The following is an 18,898-nucleotide window of genomic DNA, read 5'->3' as shown; positions in this document are numbered from 1 at the left end:
GCTGCGAGCAGCTGGCGGGGCATGGTGGCGAAACCAGCCCCACCTGGAGCCCGATCCGATCGCACAGTCGCGCCGCCGGAGCCCTGGGTTCCCGAGCCACGCACAGATCGGGTCCGAGTGATCAGTAGATCAGGGGATCAGGATCGCCCGACCGCGCACCTTGCCGTGGTGAAGGTCGTCGAGCGCCTGGTGGAACTCTGCCAGGGGGTAGGCACTCGTGTGCAGGGTGACCTTGCCACGGGTTGCGAGAACCATCAGCTCAACGAGGTCGCTGTACGATCCGACCAGGTTACCGATGAAGTTGATCTCAGTGGAAATGATGTCGATGGTGGAGACGTTCAGCNCCCCGCCATAGCCGACAACATAATACGAACCGGCGCGACGCAGCATGGCGACACCCGCCTCGATCGCACCGCCTTCGCCGACAAAGTCGATGACTGCCTCGGCGCCGCTGCCCCCGGTGAGATCGAGTACCGCGGACACCTCGCTGCCGTCGGCCCGCACCGTGTGGTCGGCGCCCAGTTCGCCGGCGAGCCGCAACGCCTCGGCGGAGCGGTCGACGACGATGATCTCGGCTGGGGTGAGGGCACGCAGCACCTGCACACCGATGTGGCCCAGACCGCCGGCTCCGATCACCACGACCCGGTCACCGGGACTCAGCGCCGCGGCTGCCTTGCGTGCCGCGTGATAGGCGGTCAGTCCGGCGTCGGCCAGTGCCGCCACATCCGCCGGTTGCAACGACGGGTCGAGTTTGACCACCGACCGGGCGTTGGTCCGCAGCAGTTCGGCGTAGCCGCCGTCGCTGTCGATTCCGGGAAAGGACGCCCGGGCGCAGTGCACGTCGTCGCCGTCCCGACAGGCCCGGCATAGCCCGCAGGTGACCAGCGGGTGCAGGATGACCGGGTCGCCCACGGCGATGTCGCTCACCGCCGAACCGACCTCGTGCACCCAGCCGGCGTTCTCGTGGCCGAGCACGTACGGCAGGGTCACGCCCGACTTCTGCTCCCACTGCCCTTCGATGATGTGCAGGTCGGTCCGACAGACACCGGCGCCGCCGATCCTGACCACCACGTCCAGCGGATGGAGGATCTTGGGCTCGGGGACGTCTACCAGCCGCGGCGCGTTGTCGTACTTGATGACCTGGACGGCCCTCATCGGCCCACCTCCACGTTCGTCGCTGTCACGTCACTGTCACGTCATGGGTGTGCGGTCCACCGTGCCGTACCGCGTCTCCAGCAGACCGCGGCAGACCGTGGTGTTCGCGTCGATCGTCACCCGGACGGTCCGGGCAAACCGCAGCCGGAGGGGCAGCGCCTCGCGATCGATCGGACGGCCGTCGTCGTCAACGAACAGCGGCGCCTCGGGAGCCAGGGACAGTCCGAGGGCATCCCGTCGGCGCAGCAGGCTGCGTCGTTCCGGTGACTCCGGCATGTCCGCCAGCCGGGCCCGATCCAGCGACTCGGGTGACCAGCCCGCGGCTACCAGGCGCTTGGCCGCGCCTTCCAGGCTGGCGGTGTGCGCCTTACGCAGGAAGGTCATCCGCAGGTCGTCGAGGCCTCCGGTGGCCTCCCCAGGAAAACTCGCCGGGAAACCGTCTCCGGCGGCGACTCCGGCGTTGATCTCTTCGGCAGCGAAGTGATCCTCCAGGGCCACGTCCACCTCGGTGACTCCTGGCAGCTCCTTCACCACGTCGTGCGCGTCGGACACCATCAGGTAGGCGAAGTTCGGCGCACAGAAGTAGGTCGGGAGTCTGAGCCGAACCTGCACCCGCCCGTCCTGGACCACCAGAGCACGGACGAATCCCAGCTCGGTGACGGGCTGGTCGAGCTCTGGGTCGTACACCCGCCCCAAAGCTTCCCAGACGTCCGCGGCCAGGCCGGTCCTACTGGTTACTGTGGGTGTGGTCATACGGACTGCCCTGCGCCCACGAGAGGCGTCGACGCCGGAGAACCGCTGCCCGCCCCGCTAACCTCGGCCGGTACCTCGATGTCGTAGAGCGCGGCCGCGTTGAGACCGAGAATTTTGCGCTTGATGTCGGGGGTGAGCACGCCGTACTCGGCCTGCATGTCCGCCGGGATCTGGAAGTCGACGAACTTCTCGACCAGCCACTTGGGGTGCCAGATCGCGTAGTCACTCGAGAAGGTCAGCCGGTTCTCGTCGAGCCAGTAGAGGAGCTCACCGATGATCTGCGCGAAGTAGCGCGGCCGGCTGTGGATGAACGGCATGGCCACCGCGAGCCCACCGTAGACATTGGGCTCCTGCGTGGCGATCCAACAGAAGTCCTCCAACCGGGGCAGTCCGACGTGTTCGATGATGAACCGCAGCTCGGGGAATTCGGTGGCCACATCATCGACGTCGGCGACATCGAACGCGTCCCGGTTCAACGGGTAGATCGTCGGGCCCTTGTGGATGTGGATGTTGCGGATGCCGAGTTCCTGGCACTTCTCCAGATACCGGTAGACCCACGGGTCGGTCAGCTTGTAGCCCTTGGACTCGCCCTTCCACTCCGCCGTGTAGAGCTTCACACCCTTGAGGTTCCAGCGTGCCGCCAGGTCCGCCAGCTTCGACAGGCCCAGTTCGCCGTCACGCGGGTCGAAGGCGCCGTTCACGATGAACTTGCCGGGGTACCGCTCGGCGAGCGCGCCGTCCTGCTCGGTGGTGTTGAAACCATTCCGGTAGAAGTCCGTCAGATAAGTGGGCTGGAAGATCCCCTTGTCGACGTAACCGTCCTCGAACAGGTCCTTCACCATGACTTCCGCAGAGTACTTCTGGAACTTTTCCCGCGGCCAGAGGTACTCCTGCGGGCTCAGATTCACATGGTAATCGTAGAAGCAGTCGATGAAACCTTTGCCGTAGCGGTTCGCCTGGTTTTCCGGGCTCCCATCCCAGAAGTGCAGGTGGGAATCCACGATGAAGTATCGCTCATTGTCCTTGACGTACATGTGGATATCCTCCGAAATATCATCACGGCCGGTCCACGCCGGGCCGGATGAGCCCGGCGTGGACCGTGCCGTTCGCCTCGGATCAGGTCAGTTAGTGACGACTTTCAGATCGAAATCGATGTACTCCGCCGCGTCCTCGGGGTTGGCGAACAGTACGGTCTTGTCGTCGAGATGCACCATCCGGCCGTAGTGCGTGGACATGATCTCTTCGAAGTCGGACACACCGAAATCGAAACCGAGCGCATCCGAGATCTCGTCGAAGTCAAATTCGATCTTACGTTCGCCGTCAACCCGGATCATGGACGGATACTCCTCGACGCGGATACCGGGCTTGCTCCGCATGACGTCGGCGACGACATATCCGTTCTGGTTGTTCATCAGGGTGACGCCGCACATGTTCGACGAGGTTCTATTGGATTTACCGAGCTCTGGGTTTCCGTTCGCGGTGGTCACTGCGTCAGCTCCTTCGGCTCGGGCAGACCAAGGTCGGAAAGGACGGCCCGGAATCCGTTGACCGTAGCGTCGAGGGATTCCGAGAAGGTGATGACTTTCTCCTGCGGCTGCGACCAGATCGGCTGCAGTTCATGGGCCGCCTTCAAGCTCAGCGGAACCCACCGGGACAACCAGCCGGAAAGGGTCTCGACGTTGCCTGCGCCGAACTTCTCGTCGGTGATGAGAAGCTTGAGCAGCGCGCGGGTGTAACGCAGGTCGCGCTCGTAGTCGTTCTCGCCGGTTCCGACCAGGGTCGGCGTGACGTAGTCGCCGTTACGGGCGGCGATCTGCATGACGAGGTGGCTGCGGAATAACACGCCGACCAGCGACTCGAACACGATGTTCGCGGCGACGAGTGCCTCCGCCCAGTCAGCGACCGCGGTGATCCGCTCGACGTTCTCCCGCACCGGCTGCCACACCGGGTCGTCGTGCCAGACCTTGCGGTGGGCCGATCCGTCGAACCCCGGCAGGGACTCGGCCAACTCCAGGTTGTACAGGGCGAGGTCCTGGGCGAAGCGGAGCTTGTGCGCGCTGTTCACCGCGATGGCAGTGTTAATCATGTTCGTGGGACCCGACCGCTGAGCGGCGACGAACACGTGCAGGCCCAGACCGTTCTCAGCGTGCATCCAGGCGCCCAGGTGCTGCTCGACGAACTTGGTCCACCCCCGCGACCAGCCGTCGTAGGCATGGGCCGCCCGCGCGTTTTCAAGGTTCTGCTGGATCTGCCGGACAACATTGGAGTTGTTCCGGTAGATGGTCTGCTCCCACTCCTCATTGGGGTCGCGGAAGGCATGCCAGTCCGAGGAGCGCAAAGCCGTCCAGTCCTGCGGATATCCGCCGGGTCCCTTGGCGAAACCGTAGATCCAGCCCTGGGCCAGGTAGCGGTCAGGGTCCGGCTGGACGTCGAAGGTGACGTCCTCGTACATGGTCGCCCGCATTTTCTGCGGCTTGAAGTAGTTGTACACACGGCTGGTGGAGCTGGGGAACGTTAACGCGCCCGCCTCCGCGTCGGTGAACTCCGGCTTGGGGAAGCTCCTGGTCTTACCCGTGACTTGCGTCATGCCTGTGCTCCTCGTGGCAGGTCGTCAACCGATGGCCGACCGGTGACGATGACCGGTCAGCTTTCGGCGGCGGCCGTGATAGTGAACTTGTCGTAGAAGATCTGTTCTTTCGGGACCCCACTCGACTCAAGCCGCGGCAATGCCGCGTCAATCATGGGAGGCGGACCACACAAGTAAACATCGCAGGATGCGATGTCGGTCTCGCGCCGGTCCACTATATCGGTTACCAACCCGTTTTCCACGGGATGGCCGATATCGTCCGAGTTCTCCGGCATGCTGTCGGACAGGCAGGGGACGAACGTGAAGCCGGGAATCGACGCACCGGTCTGGAGGATCTCGTCGACATAGAACAGGTCGCGGGGGGCACGAGCCCCGTAGTAGAAGACGACCTCCCGCTCGCTGTTCTTCGTCGCCAGCTGGCGTAGCAGGGAGAGGATCGGGGCCATCCCCGCGCCACCACCGATGAAGACGATCCGACGGTCCGAGCTCACCCGGAGCGTGAAAGCACCGTACGGCCCGGTGACGGTCAGTGGGTCATCGGGGCGCAGACCGTCCTCCAGAAGTCCGGAGAAACGCCCGCCCGGATACTTCTTGATAATGAACTCGAGATAGCCTTCCGCCGCCGAGATGTTCGCCATGGAGAACGAACGGTGTTCACTCGAACCAGGAATGGTGATATCGACGTACTGACCCGGATGGAACATGAAGTCCGGTGAACCGGTGATGTCCAGACGCAACCGGGTGATGTCGTGGGTGAGATCTTCCGTCTCCACGACAGTGCTTTCTATGGTCCGCACCGGAAGGCCGGAGCGGATCATGTCCTCGTCATAGTTGACCAGTTCGACCGACAGATCGCTGAAGGCGTGCGCCCGACACAGCAGGATGTAGCCCTCATCACTTTCGTAATCGGCCAACGCGAAGGTCGAATAGCGGCCCATCTGTACATCACCGTCAAGCAGGAAGGACTTGCACGCCGAGCACTGTCCCTCCTTGCATCCGTGCATCAGGTTGACGCCCTGGCGGAACGCCGCGTCGAGCACGGTCTCGTCCTCGGTAACCTCGATCTCCACGTCGACCGGCTCGAACCGGACCCGGTGGGTGTCGCTCATGCCCGTCTCTTTCCTGCTTTGAAAAACCCGTCGTATCCGGGCGAGCCGCCCGGGCCGCGCCTCGGTGGTGCGGCCCCACCGGCGCTCGTGTCGCGGCGCCGGTGGGGCCGTGTTCGTTCGAACGCGTTCAAGAAACGTCCGTCGGCCCCCTCGGACGGCGGTTCTTCAACACGCCCGCAGCTTGCAGGGCGCTATTAGGAAACGGGTGCCGGCCGACCAGCCGGACCGCCGGCCCGGTAGGCCGCCATCGCCGCCTCACGCTCGGCGTCGTTCATCTCGTTGAGTGCGACATTCGGACTGCTGAACGTGATGCCGCGGACATCGTCGAGCGTCCAGAGCTTCGAGGGGTCGTCGAGCTCGAGATGGGGCTGCGGAATCAGGGTCTTGCCGTCATCACGGACGTACCCGAGGTCGGAAATGACATCGGCGAGATCCCAGTTGTGGTAAAGAGTCTCCCACTCCCGCTTGCCGGTCAGCCGGCCCATGTTCGGCGTCGGGCGGCCCTGGTACTCCGGCCGGAACGCCACCTTGTCAGTCCAGTGACAGGCTTCGGAGCAGTAGGTGCGCCACTGGTCGTCCACCTTGTCATGCACCATGTCCTCGCGGATCACGCAGGGCACCATGCACGTCCAGCACCGCTGGGGGTACTGGTAGTCGACGTTCTCGAACGCGATGGGCTTGTTCCGGCCGGGGTAACGCATCCGGTTGTAGTTCTCCCACCACTTGCCGTACTTGTTGTACCAGCCCGGGTACTTCGACTCGAACCACTCGAAGTCGTCGTCGGTCATCGGGTCGATCCGCCAGTAGTTCACCGGCCATCCGGTGGCGAAGAACTGCGCGACCTCGTGCACGTACCCCTTGTTGTAGATACGGTTCCAGGCTTCCTCGACCAGGTCGTGGGGGATCACCAGGCCGTACTTCTCGAGCGGGATGAGGTAGCTGCGGTAGTAGTCGTCGTAGATCCAGCGCTGCCACATCTCCGCGTAGCTCTCGCGGTCCTTGCGGCGGTCCTTCGTGCCGTACTCGATGAAGGTGCCGATCGCGGCATCCACCACGGCGTGGTTGTTCCACCACGCGTAGCGCAGGTCACGCTCGAGCAGCGGCCGGTTGGCCTCGTCGGCGAGCGCCATGAGCAGGATGGAGTACCCGTTGCTGATGTGGCGAGACTCGTCGGACTGGACCGAGTGGAACACCGTCGGTAGCAGGTAGTCACCGTTGGCGGCCGCCTCGGACGGCATCGCGACAAACAGGGTGTTGGTGAACGCCGTCTCGGCGACGACGGTCAGGTAGATGTTCGCCGCGGTGATCGCGTCACCGGTGATGAAGCCCTCACCGAACTGGCGGCCGATCGTTCCGGCGTAGTTGTTGGCGAACGCCTTCTCAGTGATGTCGAAGCCGGCCGGATCGATGTAGTGGTTCATGTACAGGCGCTTGAGGTTCATCTGGATCGTCGAGTGACGCACCTCGTCGATCATCTGTACCGCGAGCCCGTTGTGGATCTCAGGGTTGGGGACGGCATCGATCGCCATCGGCATCGCCCGGGCCGCGGAGATCTCCGGGAACGGGATGATCGACAGGAAGAGCTTCTGCCACTCCATCCAGCGCTGCTGGACCTGGCGGAACATGTTGCCGCGAATCGCGCCGTCCATCGCGCCGTACACGCGGTTGTCCTTCTCCTCCTCCATCGGGAAGTAGGAGCGCAAGATCTGCTTGAGCGGGTCCTTCTTCGGAGACTTGTCGAAGGTATAGTCGGTGGCAAACCGCTTCGCGGGCGTCGCGAACGTCGGTTCCCATGACAGCTCCGTGATCTTTTTGTGTGCCTTTGTCAAGCTTTGACGGCTCACGTCCTGCCTCCTGGACGATACGGGGTCGGGCAGACACCGGCGATGCCCGCCTGCACCGAGATCGACGCCGATCCGCGTCGACCCTCCTTCCGGCCGGAACCGGTGCCTGCACCACGTCCCTTCGTATGTCCCACATCACACTCCCCGTGGGAGGTGTGTGGGATCTCAATCTGAGACAGGTACCAGGACTCGGCCAGTAAGATCATCGGGGAGGCGAGATGCGAGGAGCGATCGGCGATCGGCGATCGGCGCCGGTCGGGGGTCGGTCGGGCGCGGCGGACGCCCGGCAGTGGGCGGAGCACAAGGTCTAGCCAGACGGTGGGCTGCGATCTAACCTCGCTCGGGAACCGCTCGTGACCACGTCGGACGCTGCGGTTGTACCGGAGTCGTCGAGGTTCGCCGTTCGCGGGAGGAGATCCATCAGATGGCTGGTTGTTCGAGCAACCTAGATGCTTATAATCATCAGGGCGCCGAGGTTGCGCAGGCGCGGGAGCTGTTCCTGACCACCGACTCCATCGAGCCGGACAGGGTACGCGACAGCATCCGGGCGTCCTGGTTACGCTCCCGGCACTGGGAGGTAGCGGCGGAAGGCCCCCGACTCACGTTCGTGGGCGACCTCGACAGCGAAAACCCGGTCAGCCGCGCCGCAGCGCCCATCGTCCGCCAGCTCGGCGATCAACTTGTAGACCAGCCTATCAGCATCATCCTGACCGATGCCGAGGGAGTCGTCCTGGCCCGGCGCACCGGTGACCGCGCCCTGGAGAAGCACCTCGACGCGGTCCAGCTCGCACCGGGTTTCAGCTACGCGGAAAGACTGGTGGGAACCAACGGAATCGGTACCGCGCTCGAGGGAAGGTCCCCCGCCCATGTCTTCGGGCACGAGCACTACGCCTCGAACCTCGAGAATCTAGCCTGCGCCGGAGTGCCGATGCACCATCCAGTCACAAGGAAGATAATTGGCGTCTTGGACCTGACCTGTTGGCGTCCGGACGCCGGGCCGCTGCTCATGGCCATGGCCCGGGCCGCGGCGGCACAGATTCAGGAATCCCTGCTCGCCAACGAAGAACACCGTGACCTTGCCCTGTTACGGGAGTATCTCAGGACATGCCAACGGATTTCCGGCGTGGTGCTCGGCCTCAACGACGACGTCGTCATGATGAACGAGCACGCGCGCCAACTACTCGACCCCCGCGACCAGTCGGTGCTGATCGGGCGCATCACCGATGTCGTCGCCAGACGCCGTGCCACCACCCTGATGATGGAACTGCCCAGCGGAACCTGGGCCCGCGTGCACTGCCGGACAGTGGCAACGGAGAGGGCCACCGACGGGGCGGTGGCCCATGTCCGTTTTGTCGAAGCGCCGCGCCCGCGGCATGCGGACACCGCTCTGACGCGGCTTCCGCTGCCCGGCATCGTCGGCTCCGGAACTCTATGGACCCGTGCCTGCCGGGAAGTGGACGCGGCTGCGCAAGCAGGTGAGTGGGTGATATTACGAGGAGAGCCCGGCGTGGGCAAAACAGCCCTGGCCCGGGCCGTGTGCCAGCGGCATGATCCGTCCGCGTGGTTCTCCGTTGTCGACGGCCACAACACTACTGTTCGGGAGTGGGGGACCCTTCTCCGCCACGAACTGAGCCGTAGCCGGGGCACGCTGGTGGTACGCCACGTCGATCGCATCGACCCCTATCGGCTGCATGTGCTGGCGTCCGCCTGCCAAGCAGCGGAGGCGGGCGGCCGCCGGGATCTGCCGTGGGTAGTCCTGACGCTCAGCGCCGACGACAAACCCCTCGGCCCCCTGATGCGCTACTTCCCGCGTTGCATCGAAGTGCCCCCGTTGCGGCACCATATCGATGATCTGCACCAAATCGTGCCGTTCCTGCTGGTAAAACTTACCCGTGGCGGCCAACTCGCCTGCTCCCCGCAGGCTATGCAAGCACTGTTGCGTACCAGTTGGCCAGGCAACATCGAGCAGGTGCGGCAGGTGCTGCGCAAAGTCATCCAGGTTCGCCCCGCAGGCACGATCATGGTCGGTGACCTGCCGCCGGAATGTCACACGGTCACCCGCCGGGTTCTCGGAGCCATGGAGGCGATCGAGCGGGACGCAATAGTGCAGAGCCTGCTCAGTGCGGACGGGAACAGGACCCTCGCGGCGCGGGCTCTCGGCATGTCGCGAGCGACGATCTACCGCAGAATCCGGCAGTACGGCATCGAGATCCCCGCTCCCAGCGTGTAGACGCAATCTTGCGTGGAGCCCACGGGAGCAGAGTGCGGGGAGCAGAGTGCGGGGAGCAGCAGCCCTACGACAGGCCGCAGTGGCGGTCCCTAACGTGGGAGGCCCATCATGGCTGCGCGGTCGCGACCCGGTCCCGGCCGGAGCGCTTTGCCTGGTAGAGGGCCACGTCGGCGCGGATGAGCAGGTCGCCAAGCCCGGAATCGTCCGGGTTCAGCATCGCCACCCCCACGCTGACGGTGACCGGGAGCGGACCGTCGGCGGTAGCCACCGGGCTGGCCCCGATCGCCTGCCGAAGCCGCTCGGCGAGAACACCCGCCGTCGCAGCCGGGCAGCCCAGCACGGCCGCGAACTCCTCGCCGCCGATACGGCCGACGATGTCCTGCGGGCCCAGCGTGCCCTGCACGCGCCGAGCGACCTCGGCGAGAACCGCGTCACCCACAGCATGACCGTGACCGTCGTTGACCTGCTTAAAATGATCAATATCGATCATGAAGGCAGCCAGCGACCGCGCCGCATGCAGATGCCCGCGGACCAGAGCATCGGCCTGCTCGAAGAAATGACGCCGGTTCGCCAGCCCCGTCAGCGGATCACTGTCCGCAAGCCGCTGCGTCTCCTCGAACAGGTAGGCGTTCTCACAGGCCGCCGCCGCCTGGCCCAGCACGGCATAAGCCAGACGAGCCTGCCTGGGATTGTAGCCACCAGCAGCCCGCGAGGCGATCAGAACGACGACGGTGGGGGCCGGCCGGCACAGCGCCGGCACGGCCAGCCAGCTGCCCACCGGGTAGCGCTGGCCGGGGAGCACCTCCGGCAGCCTCCGGTGCGGCCCGATCATCCCACCGCCGTGGAACGCCAGCAGCAGAGGGGAATCCGGAAGCGGGACGATCATCGCCCCGACCGCCCGGGTATCCACCTGGCCGTGGACCGCCACGACCCGCAACGTTCCGCACGGTTCCCGGGCCAGCGCCCACGCCGCCTCGCACGGAAGCTGCGCGGCAGCCGCCGTCATGACCCGCCCGAGGATCTCCGGCGGAGTCACCGCCCTGGTGGTCTCGACGACGACCCGGTGCATCGTCTCGGCCAGTTCCCGCTGCTGGCGCTCGGCCATCAGCAGCCTGCGCAACTCCGCCGCGTCGGCCTCGCGAAGCGAGATCAGTTCCCGGTCGTGCCCCGGCACGGCGAGAAGCAGGACATCCTGGATCTGGTTGGCGACCATGCCCGCCATGACCGCCAGCAGCGGCCCGGCATCCCGGCGCGGACAGGTGAGATCGAACAGGCCCAGCGTCTGCCCCGTCACCGGATCACGCAGGGGAACACCGGCGCAGGCGAACTCGCCGAGGGACTCCGCGTAGTGCTCCTGACCGAACACGTGCGCCGGCCTGTGCTCCTCAAGAGCGGTACCGATGCCGTTGGTGCCGACAAACCGCTCGGCATAACTAAATCCGGGCAGCAGCGATACGCGGTCCAGCCGGCGTTCGAATGCGGCGTCGCCGGTGCACCGCATGAGCACCAGACCGTTCGCGTCGGTGACGATCGCGCTGACGGCCTGCCTGGCCAGCCGATCGGCGAGCTGGCACAGGACCGGTTCGGCCGCGCGCGCGACAGGTACGTCAAGGTCCGACGCGGCGAGGAGGGGCTCGGGGCTGTCCGCGGCCACCGCCCACCGCCGCGACCGCATCCACGACTCGCGGATCGGATCCCGCACCCCACCGGACTCGCTGGTCTCAGCCGAGATCTCAGCCGAGATCTCAGCCGAGATCTCAGCTGAGATCCCGGCGGTGAGGAACCGCTCGCGCAGCCGCTCGAGCGAGGCTCCTTCCCCACCGTTGAGGCGAAGCCCCGAGGCCCGTCCGGCTCGCCGAGACGGTCTTGACCGATCCGGCATGACGCACCTTCCCGCACCTTTAACCGTGTGACCTGGGGCAAGTATATGCCGCTTGGACCTGAGCTCAGAATCATAGTCCGCTTAGCCCGGCCTGCCAGGGGAGACAAAAATCGCGGAGAAAGTGATATCCAGTATTTTTCTTCCGAAATCGGTCTTTCGGGCGGTTGGTAGGTTGACGCCTCCTGCCATCGGCGCCGTCAGCCGGTGAGCAGACCTCGCAGGAACAGCCGCACCCACCGTCGGGGGGCCGCCGGTGAGATCCCGTCACCGGGCATCAGGCTGAGCACCGGCACGAAGTCGTCCGCGGTGACGTCGGAGTGGAGGACGCCCTGACGATGCGCGATCTTCACTAGGTGACTCAACGCGACCTTCGTACCGCTGATGACGCCCGAAGCGCGGAGGGCCCCTCGGAGTTGCACGCCTGCGCGTACTTCGCCACCAGCCGCGGCGTTTTCTTCTCGCCGGAGCCGCCCACCATGGTCGACTGCAGAATCGTCGGCGGCCCCAAACCTAGGCGACCTCGACGGTCCGCATGCCGATCACACTGGATGCACGTCCTGACCGTCATCGGCCGCTCGCGACCTCGGTAAGTGTCAAGCGGCCTTTGGGCAGTTGCTTCAGGGCAGCCGCCCTCGGCCCGACCGGACCGGTCGCCAAGATTCGATCTTCGTGTGCGCCGTGGATGGGCTCATTGTGGGTGCGGATGTCCCGACACGGAGAGGCACCCACAGGCATGCTCCGGCACGGAAAACGCCGTGAGCTGGGAGAAGGCGGCATCACCAGGAACCTTGCGGCATGAGCCGGCACGCGCCCGTGCGACTTGCAATCGAGCGGCTACTGATTCGAGTCCCCTCACCAGCTCCAATGACAGGGCTTTCAGGATTGTACCGCGTTACCGGTCGCCATTCTATTAGGATATAAAAATTCGTCGGCGTGTCGGCCGCCAGTTGACCGACAGGCGAGAAAGTGTCGCTTTTTGTCGGAGGATGCAGGTGCGCCAAGTCGAAGTGAAGTACTCGGTGACCGACCCGGCTACGGTCACGGCAGCGCTTCGAGCGGCCGGTGTGGACCTCACCGATCCGGTGTTTCAGGATGATCAGGCATTCGCGCCGGTGGCTCGCACCGTGTGCAGGGTGTCGAACCACACGAACGCCCCGGTCAGGGCCAGGGGTGCCAGCAGCGCACGGAACTCGGCGTTCTCGTTGGTCTTCGCGTCGATCTCCCGCTGGCCGACCATCGCCCCGGCGCCGGGGGAAACGACCCCGAGCAGGTGAACCTGGCTGCCATCGGCACGTGTCGCCCCCCGGCCGGTCTCCCGTCCACCGCGTACGCCCGCACCGGGAACAGCCGCACCACTGTTCACGTCCACCGCCCCGGGCGGGGACGCCGCGGTGCCAGCGACCACATCCGCGAGATCAGCCGGCATGTCGGCGAGCGGCGAGTCAAGCAACGCGACCGCAAGCGCCTGATCGTCGGCCCTGTCGAGGAACCGGCGGATCGTCGACTAATCCGGCAGCAGATGCCCGCTCCACGAATTCCACGGCAGCCGTAACCGGACCCGCTCCGCCCACGTCGTGGCCGCCAGCCATTCCGTCACCACCACGCTCGCCGGCACGTCGCCGTCCGATGCAGCTCCACCGTACGGCGCACCATCCGACGGCGCACCATCTGAGACACCGTCGGCTGCCGCCCGCCACCGGACGCGGCGTGGGTGAGGCGGAAGCGGTAGCTGGCGGCGGTCTGGCCGGTACCGAAACGGTTCGTAACGCAATGCGATGACCTCGGTGTCGCAGCCGCCGCAGCGCAGCACCTCGGCCATCTACACGGGAGTTATCGCCTCCGGATCGTCGACGATTAGCCGGGCGCCCCGCCACCGTTGCGTACAAGGTGGCCGGGGCCGTCTGGTCCGTCACGCGTCACTCTTCTCGGAGGCGGACGGGCGCGGCGCGAGCGGGAGCGAGTGTGGCGAGGGCCGCGGTGGGCACGTCCGGTGTGGGTGGGGTGAGCCCCCCGAGACTCACCCCACCCACGCCGAAGGCCAGTCATCGCTGGCATGCGGCGGTCACTGGCCGAGCCGTCGCCACCAGGCACTGATGGACGGCGGTCGGCTGCGCCGAGCCGCGACCTTGGCTGAGGCTGCGGCTCAGCCGTCGTCGTCATCGCCGTTGATGGTGGTTGGGTTCACGGCCGCTCCCTTCTGCCGGGATCGGGACTCGCGGTCACGGCGAACATCCGCCGGCCGGCCCGTCACCCGGAGGGCGACCGTCAGCGCACGGGCGCACGCTGAGCACGAAGCGAGAACGAAAGCCCGCGCCCAGCACCGCACCGCCAGGGGCTACAGACATCACCGCCGACACGAGCCATGGACGTCACCGACCGACGGCGTCACGAACGGCAGGCGTCACGAACGGCAGGCGTCACGAGCGGCAGGCGTCACGAACGGCAGGCGTCACCAGCAGCCGCGGAGGTCACCGACGGCGGGCGTCACTGGTCCCAGTCAGTCTCGGAAAGAACGAGTGGGCGCCGGTTCCAGGAGTGCCGCGAACGCATGTTCGTGGGATCAAAGTCGAGCAGGACGCCTGGCCGACCCCGGCGGCACGGACCGCACCCGCCCGGCGGCGGGGACTGACCCTCGTCAGCCCGCCTGTGCCTTGGCGGCGGCCTTCATCGCCTTCTTGTACTCCCGGACCTGGTCACGGGTGGCAACGTCAGTGATGTCCGCGATGGAGCGGAACGTGCCCTCGTCCCCGAACGGCGCGGAGGCCTCCCGCCATCCCGGTGGGGTCACGCCAAGCTGCTTGCCCAGCAGCGCCACAAAAATCTTGGCCTTCTGCTGACCGAACCCCGGCAGCGCCGCCACCCGCCTCAGCAGTTCCTTACCGTCGGCCGCGGTCGTCCACACGCGGGCCGCGTCGCCGTCGTAGGTGTCCACGATGAGCTGACACATGGCCTGTACCCGCTTGGCCATCGAGCCAGGGAACCGGTGCAGCGCCGGCACCTGCGAGAAGATCGCGCCCAGGGCGTCAGGGTCGTACTTCGCCAACTCCTCCGCATCCAGCGGCTGGCCGAGGCGTCGGGTCAGCTCATGGGGCGCGGCAAAGGCACGCTCAAGAGGAATTTGTTGATCCAGCACCATCCCGATCAGCAACGCCAACGGATCGCTCGTCAGCAACTCGTCCGCCTCGGCGATCTGGCTCAGATGCAATCCCACGCCAACACCGTAGCCGACCGCATCGCATCCGCCGCCCGGTCGTTGATCAGGTTGTGTAGTCGGTGTAGTCCCGACAGGCGGCGTAGTCGTCGGCATCCAGGTAGTGGCACCAGGGTGACTGTGAATCGGGGAAGCGAAGTCGACTGGTGCCCTTCCAACTCGCAACCTCGACGTGGCGACCAAGATCCCTCACGGTCCATGTCGGCCCGAGGTGCCCGAGGGCAAGAACGCGGTGCAAGCGGAGAGATGGACGTTCTGGTAGTCCAGGAAGACAGCGACTCGTGGGGTCATGACGTAGCCGACCTCGAAAAAGGCCCCGCCAGTCCCGGAGGACGGCGGGGAGTAAGTGGCTCTCTGGGCCGTCAAACGCCGGCACGGTCGCCCGCTGCCGACCTTCGCTCCAGCAGCCGCCAACCGGATCGTGACGCTACGCAGCCAGGCCGGCGCGGACCGTCTCGTTCCACTGAACCCGTCGAGCGCGGGCCACTTACCCAGGCACCGGCCCCGCCGAAATCGACGATCACCGTCGTGTGGTTCACCGCCGCGCGTCCGACGTCGTCCGCTCGTCTCATTCGATGAACCGCGGCCGAGCCAGAGACACCCCGGCACCATCCACCTCGGCGACCCCGTCCCCTCGGGCGGTCCCCGCAGCTGGGTAACCGGCGCGATGCGCCAGGCTCCCGCTCAGGGCTGGGCGAGGCGGGTGACGAAGTCGGCCACGATCGCCAGCTCGGCGTCGTCGTAGCGGCCGAGCGACTCCATCAGGCCGGCTCCCTTGGAACCGTAGAACGCGCCCAAGTCCGCGGCGATCCGCTCCCGGCGCGGGACAGGATGGCCTTCCTCCGGTTCTCGGCGGAGCGCTCCCGGCGGACGTGACCGACGCGCTCGAGGCGGTCGAGCGCTCCGGTGACAGTGCCGGTCCGCAGGCCGCTCAGATCGGCCAGCCGCCCTGGTGTCAGCGGTCCGCGCATCTCGCGCAGTGTCAGAACGGCGCGTCGCTCGTGCCGAGTTCGATCTCCTTCGCCCCCTCGTGGCTGTAGAGGACCGCTCCTGCGATCAACCGGACGACCGCGGCGAGGACGTCCGTATGTCACGATCAAGGGGGGTGCGTCGTCAGATCGGCATGAGTAGGATTGTGATCACCGGATCCACTGGCGTCATCGGGCGGCGCGCCATCCGGGAGCTGCACGCCACCGGCCACCACGTGAGGGGCGTAACCCGGTCCGCGCCCGGCCGCGAGCGGCTGGCCAGCCTTGGGGTCGATGCCGTCGACGCCGACGTCTTCGACGAGGCTTCGCTGAGCCGGGCCTTCGACGGGGCGGAGGTCGTCATCAACCTGTTGACCCACATCCCGAGCGCCGATCGTATGGCCGACCCGTCAGCCTGGGCCGAGAACGACCGACTGCGCACGAAGGCGTCGGCGGCGATCGCACGGGCGGCCCAGGCCGCCCGTGCGCGCCGGCTCGTCCAGGAGTCGATCGCGTTCGTCTATGCCGACGGCGGCGACGCGTGGCTCGACGAGGACGCACCGCTCGCGGGGGGCGGCGTGACAACGTCCGCGCTGACCGCCGAGGATCACGCGCGCGAGATGTTCGACGGCGACACCGTCGTGCTGCGCTTCGGGCTGTTCCTCGGACCGGACAGCGGCTCCACGCTGGCCACTGTGGAAGCCGCACGGCGGGGAACTTCGATCGCGGCCGGACCACCCGGCGCCTACCGGCCGACGCTCTGGCTGGAGGACGCGGCATCGGCCGTCGCCACTGCACTGAGCGTCCCCGCCGGGACCTACAACGTCGCTGACGCCGACCCACCTACAAACGCCGAGATCGATGCCGCGTTGGCCGCCGCCGTCGGGGTCACGGCACTGCGGCCGAGGACGCCAGGGGACGGGCCGATGAGCCGCTCCCAGCGGGTGTCGAGCCGACGGCTGCGCGAGGCGGGCGGCTGGGCGCCGCGCCTGCGCGCGGGTACGGAGATCTGGGGCCGGATCACCACATGACCATTCTGGAGCGCTTCACGCAGGCACGCCCTCGGCTGCTACGGCTCGCATACAGCGAGCTCGGTGACCTCGGCGAGGCCGAAGAAGTGGTCCAGGATGCCTGGCTGCGGCTCGCGCGCGCGGACCACGCGGCAATCGAGAACCTGGATGGCTGGCTGACCACGGTCGTCGCTAGGCTCGCCCTTGATCGCCTCCGGTCCGCTCGGGCGCGCCGCGAGATCTACGTCGGCCCGTGGCTCCCAGAGCCGCTCGGGTCGGGTGACCCGGCAGACCGTGTCACGCTCGACGAATCCGTCAGCTACGCCTTGCTAGCGGTGCTCGAGCAGCTCTCACCGGCGGAACGCACGGCGTTCGTGCTGCACGACGTGTTCGACATACCGTTCGGCGAGGTCGCCGAGGTGGTCGGCCGCACGCCCGAGGCAGTGCGGCAGCTCGCGGCGCGTGCCCGCCGCCACGTCAGGCGCGAGCACTCGCGTTTCGTGGCCTCGGGTGAGGAGCACGATCGCGCCGTACGGGCGTTCGCGCTGGCAGTGGCCGAGGGCGACCTCGGCGGTCTCCTCGCCGTTCTCGACCCGGATGTCGTCTGGAGGTCGGATGGCGGCGGTCACGCGGTAGCGGCACGCAGACCGCTGCACGGCGACATTCGGGTCGCGCGAGCATGGGTGGCGCTTAGCCGCAGGCTCGACCACCCGATCGAGACCACGCTCAACGGGCAACTCGGGCTGGTGATCCCGAGTCACGACGGCCACCGCGCAGCGCTTTCGTTCGCGGTGAGTGACAATCGGATCACGCGCATCGACGTGGTCCGCAATCCGGAGAAGCTGCGACGAATCTGAAAAGCATGGGGACGAGGCGCTGAGTCGCACCGAGCGCGACCACTCTCCCGCGCTCCACCCGAGAGATGTTCCAACGACGTTCCTTGTTTATCCGGCTTGCTGGTCTAGGACCATGCCCACCAGGAGCGCCAGGGGGTCCTCGGTGATGAAGGCGTCCGCCTCTGGATCGCCGGACAGGTGCAGGCCCATGCCCGTCAGGGTATCCACGACGAATACCCCGCCGGACTGGTGCGTCCGGCGGGGTGGGGCGTCAGGGACGCCAGACCACTTCCACCCGTTCGGGGTCGAAGCGGTTCGTTGGGCCGTCAGCCGCCTTCAGTACGACGGCCTCGATGACGGTACTAATGATCTCCCAGCGCTGCTCCAGCTCCAAAGAGGGCCAGCCCTCGGCCAGGTTCGTGACCTTGGGGCCGGTGTGGGCGCGTAGCCACTCGGCCTGCTCCGCCCTCAGGTGCAGGATGGATTGCTCCTGCTCGCGCACACGGGGGAAGACGTACGGGCCGGGCAGCTCGTCCCGGTCATAGGCACCCATGAGTTTCGCGATCTTGGCCTCCGCCTTGGCCAACTCGCCCGCCCTTGGCCACCTGCCCACCTCGGCCTCGACGTCGCGGCCTGCCAGGTAGGCCAGGACCAGCTCGGAGACAAGGTCATCAACATGGCGGCCTGTGACGCCGACCTTGCCGCACCCGCCCGCGGTGACGGCCTTGCAGGCGTAGTGGTGCTTGCCCCACCGCCGGTCGTAGCCGCCCATCAGGTGGCGGCCGCGGAACCCGCAGCAGATGATCCCGGACAGCAGATACTTCCGTCCGCCGATGTGGACGTGCTTGGAAACCCGGCTGGGGTCGCGGAGCTTCGCCACCACCGCCTCCCAGACATCCAGGTCCAGGATGGGCTGCTGCTGGCCCTTGACCGGCTGGCCGTCCGCGTCCACCACGTAGCGCTTCTCCAGCGGGACGGAGGTCGGGCCGTACACCCGGTAGCCGACGATGCGCGGGGACAGGTAGATGTTGCGCAGGACGGGTTTTTGCCACTTCTTGCCCATGGCGCTGGCGATGCCAAGATCGTTCCACTGGCGACAGATGGTGTGGAGGCCAACGCCGGCCAAGATCTGATCCGCCCCCGCGACCAGGAGCGCCGCCGCCGGTTCGTCCTTGGTTTCCTTGTCGGCCAGCCAGCCGAAGGCACGGTTGCCCCCGACGGTAATGCCGGCCTGGGCCATGGCGAGGTGCTTGCGCCGAACCCGCTTGGAGGTGTCCAGGGACTGCCGCGCCTTGAGGGTGACGACGATCCGG

At 66.6% G+C, this 18,898-nt stretch carries 16 protein-coding genes and 1 pseudogene; 3 read left to right on the top strand and 14 right to left on the bottom strand.

Going from position 1 to position 18,898, the window contains the following annotated elements:
* Nucleotides 1-129 precede the first annotated feature (129 nt).
* From BMG523DRAFT_RS17320 to BMG523DRAFT_RS17290, 7 genes are all read right to left on the bottom strand, one after another.
* Complete coding sequence (locus tag BMG523DRAFT_RS17320; protein WP_023841945.1) at nt 130-1,155, bottom strand: NAD(P)-dependent alcohol dehydrogenase; 1,026 nt, start codon at nt 1,153-1,155, stop codon at nt 130-132.
* A 36-nt stretch (nt 1,156-1,191) separates the two neighbouring features.
* Nucleotides 1,192-1,908 (bottom strand): iron-sulfur cluster assembly protein, encoded by a 717-nt coding sequence (locus BMG523DRAFT_RS17315; protein WP_011436925.1) that lies wholly within the window; start codon nt 1,906-1,908, stop codon nt 1,192-1,194.
* On the bottom strand, nt 1,905-2,942 hold the full coding sequence (locus BMG523DRAFT_RS17310) for an amidohydrolase family protein (RefSeq protein WP_011436926.1): 1,038 nt from the start codon (nt 2,940-2,942) through the stop codon (nt 1,905-1,907). Before BMG523DRAFT_RS17310 ends, BMG523DRAFT_RS17315 begins: the two co-directional genes overlap by 4 nt.
* Before the next feature lie 87 nt (nt 2,943-3,029).
* The gene (gene mimD / locus BMG523DRAFT_RS17305) at nt 3,030-3,395 is read right to left on the bottom strand and encodes a propane 2-monooxygenase effector subunit MimD (RefSeq protein ID WP_011436927.1); all 366 of its coding nucleotides are present in this window, start codon (nt 3,393-3,395) and stop codon (nt 3,030-3,032) included.
* Nucleotides 3,392-4,495, bottom strand: coding sequence for an aromatic/alkene monooxygenase hydroxylase subunit beta (locus tag BMG523DRAFT_RS17300; RefSeq protein ID WP_011436928.1), 1,104 nt, complete (start codon nt 4,493-4,495; stop codon nt 3,392-3,394). The genes mimD and BMG523DRAFT_RS17300 overlap by 4 nt, the downstream gene beginning before the upstream one ends.
* Nucleotides 4,496-4,551: 56 nt before the next feature.
* Nucleotides 4,552-5,604 (bottom strand): FAD-binding oxidoreductase, encoded by a 1,053-nt coding sequence (locus BMG523DRAFT_RS17295; protein ID WP_011436929.1) that lies wholly within the window; start codon nt 5,602-5,604, stop codon nt 4,552-4,554.
* A gap of 194 nt (nt 5,605-5,798) precedes the next feature.
* The gene (locus BMG523DRAFT_RS17290) at nt 5,799-7,448 is read right to left on the bottom strand and encodes an aromatic/alkene/methane monooxygenase hydroxylase/oxygenase subunit alpha (RefSeq protein WP_011436930.1); all 1,650 of its coding nucleotides are present in this window, start codon (nt 7,446-7,448) and stop codon (nt 5,799-5,801) included.
* 607 nt (nt 7,449-8,055) lie between these two features.
* Between BMG523DRAFT_RS17290 and BMG523DRAFT_RS17285 the strand changes: the two genes are divergently transcribed.
* On the top strand, nt 8,056-9,678 hold the full coding sequence (locus BMG523DRAFT_RS17285; protein WP_200923124.1) for a sigma-54-dependent Fis family transcriptional regulator: 1,623 nt from the start codon (nt 8,056-8,058) through the stop codon (nt 9,676-9,678).
* Between the two features lie 106 nt (nt 9,679-9,784).
* On the opposite strand, the gene BMG523DRAFT_RS17280 is transcribed toward BMG523DRAFT_RS17285, so the two are convergent.
* From BMG523DRAFT_RS17280 to BMG523DRAFT_RS27450, 5 genes are all read right to left on the bottom strand, one after another.
* Nucleotides 9,785-11,560, bottom strand: a complete 1,776-nt coding sequence (locus BMG523DRAFT_RS17280; protein ID WP_051623921.1) for a diguanylate cyclase — start codon at nt 11,558-11,560, stop codon at nt 9,785-9,787.
* A 197-nt stretch (nt 11,561-11,757) separates the two neighbouring features.
* Nucleotides 11,758-11,922 (bottom strand): hypothetical protein, encoded by a 165-nt coding sequence (locus tag BMG523DRAFT_RS25415; protein WP_157858592.1) that lies wholly within the window; start codon nt 11,920-11,922, stop codon nt 11,758-11,760.
* 734 nt (nt 11,923-12,656) lie between these two features.
* On the bottom strand, nt 12,657-13,010 hold the full coding sequence (locus BMG523DRAFT_RS17275) for a hypothetical protein (protein ID WP_051623920.1): 354 nt from the start codon (nt 13,008-13,010) through the stop codon (nt 12,657-12,659).
* A 1,185-nt stretch (nt 13,011-14,195) separates the two neighbouring features.
* Nucleotides 14,196-14,771, bottom strand: coding sequence for an HhH-GPD-type base excision DNA repair protein (locus BMG523DRAFT_RS17260; RefSeq protein ID WP_023842136.1), 576 nt, complete (start codon nt 14,769-14,771; stop codon nt 14,196-14,198).
* Nucleotides 14,772-15,532: 761 nt separating this feature from the next.
* The gene (locus BMG523DRAFT_RS27450) at nt 15,533-15,742 is read right to left on the bottom strand and encodes a MarR family transcriptional regulator (RefSeq protein WP_085016516.1); all 210 of its coding nucleotides are present in this window, start codon (nt 15,740-15,742) and stop codon (nt 15,533-15,535) included.
* Nucleotides 15,743-15,894: 152 nt separating this feature from the next.
* On the opposite strand from BMG523DRAFT_RS27450, the gene BMG523DRAFT_RS17255 reads away from it, so the two are divergent.
* Both BMG523DRAFT_RS17255 and sigJ read left to right on the top strand, forming a co-directional pair.
* Nucleotides 15,895-16,770 (top strand): NAD(P)-dependent oxidoreductase, encoded by an 876-nt coding sequence (locus BMG523DRAFT_RS17255; protein WP_035734135.1) that lies wholly within the window; start codon nt 15,895-15,897, stop codon nt 16,768-16,770.
* Nucleotides 16,767-17,606 (top strand): RNA polymerase sigma factor SigJ, encoded by an 840-nt coding sequence (gene sigJ / locus BMG523DRAFT_RS17250; RefSeq protein WP_011436935.1) that lies wholly within the window; start codon nt 16,767-16,769, stop codon nt 17,604-17,606. The genes BMG523DRAFT_RS17255 and sigJ overlap by 4 nt, the downstream gene beginning before the upstream one ends.
* Before the next feature lie 96 nt (nt 17,607-17,702).
* Here the strand turns inward: sigJ and BMG523DRAFT_RS26610 are convergent.
* A pseudogene (locus BMG523DRAFT_RS26610) lies at nt 17,703-17,795 on the bottom strand (Fe-S cluster assembly protein HesB); the annotation flags it as partial.
* Nucleotides 17,796-17,856: 61 nt separating this feature from the next.
* The coding region (locus tag BMG523DRAFT_RS17245; RefSeq protein ID WP_043591634.1) for a recombinase family protein at nt 17,857-18,898 on the bottom strand (1,042 nt) is incomplete at its 5' end.

Origin of the sequence: Frankia sp. BMG5.23 (assembly GCF_000685765.2) — a bacterium.
In the GTDB taxonomy this organism is placed as follows: domain Bacteria; phylum Actinomycetota; class Actinomycetes; order Frankiales; family Frankiaceae; genus Frankia; species Frankia casuarinae.
This window is presented reverse-complemented; position numbering and strand designations above follow the sequence as displayed.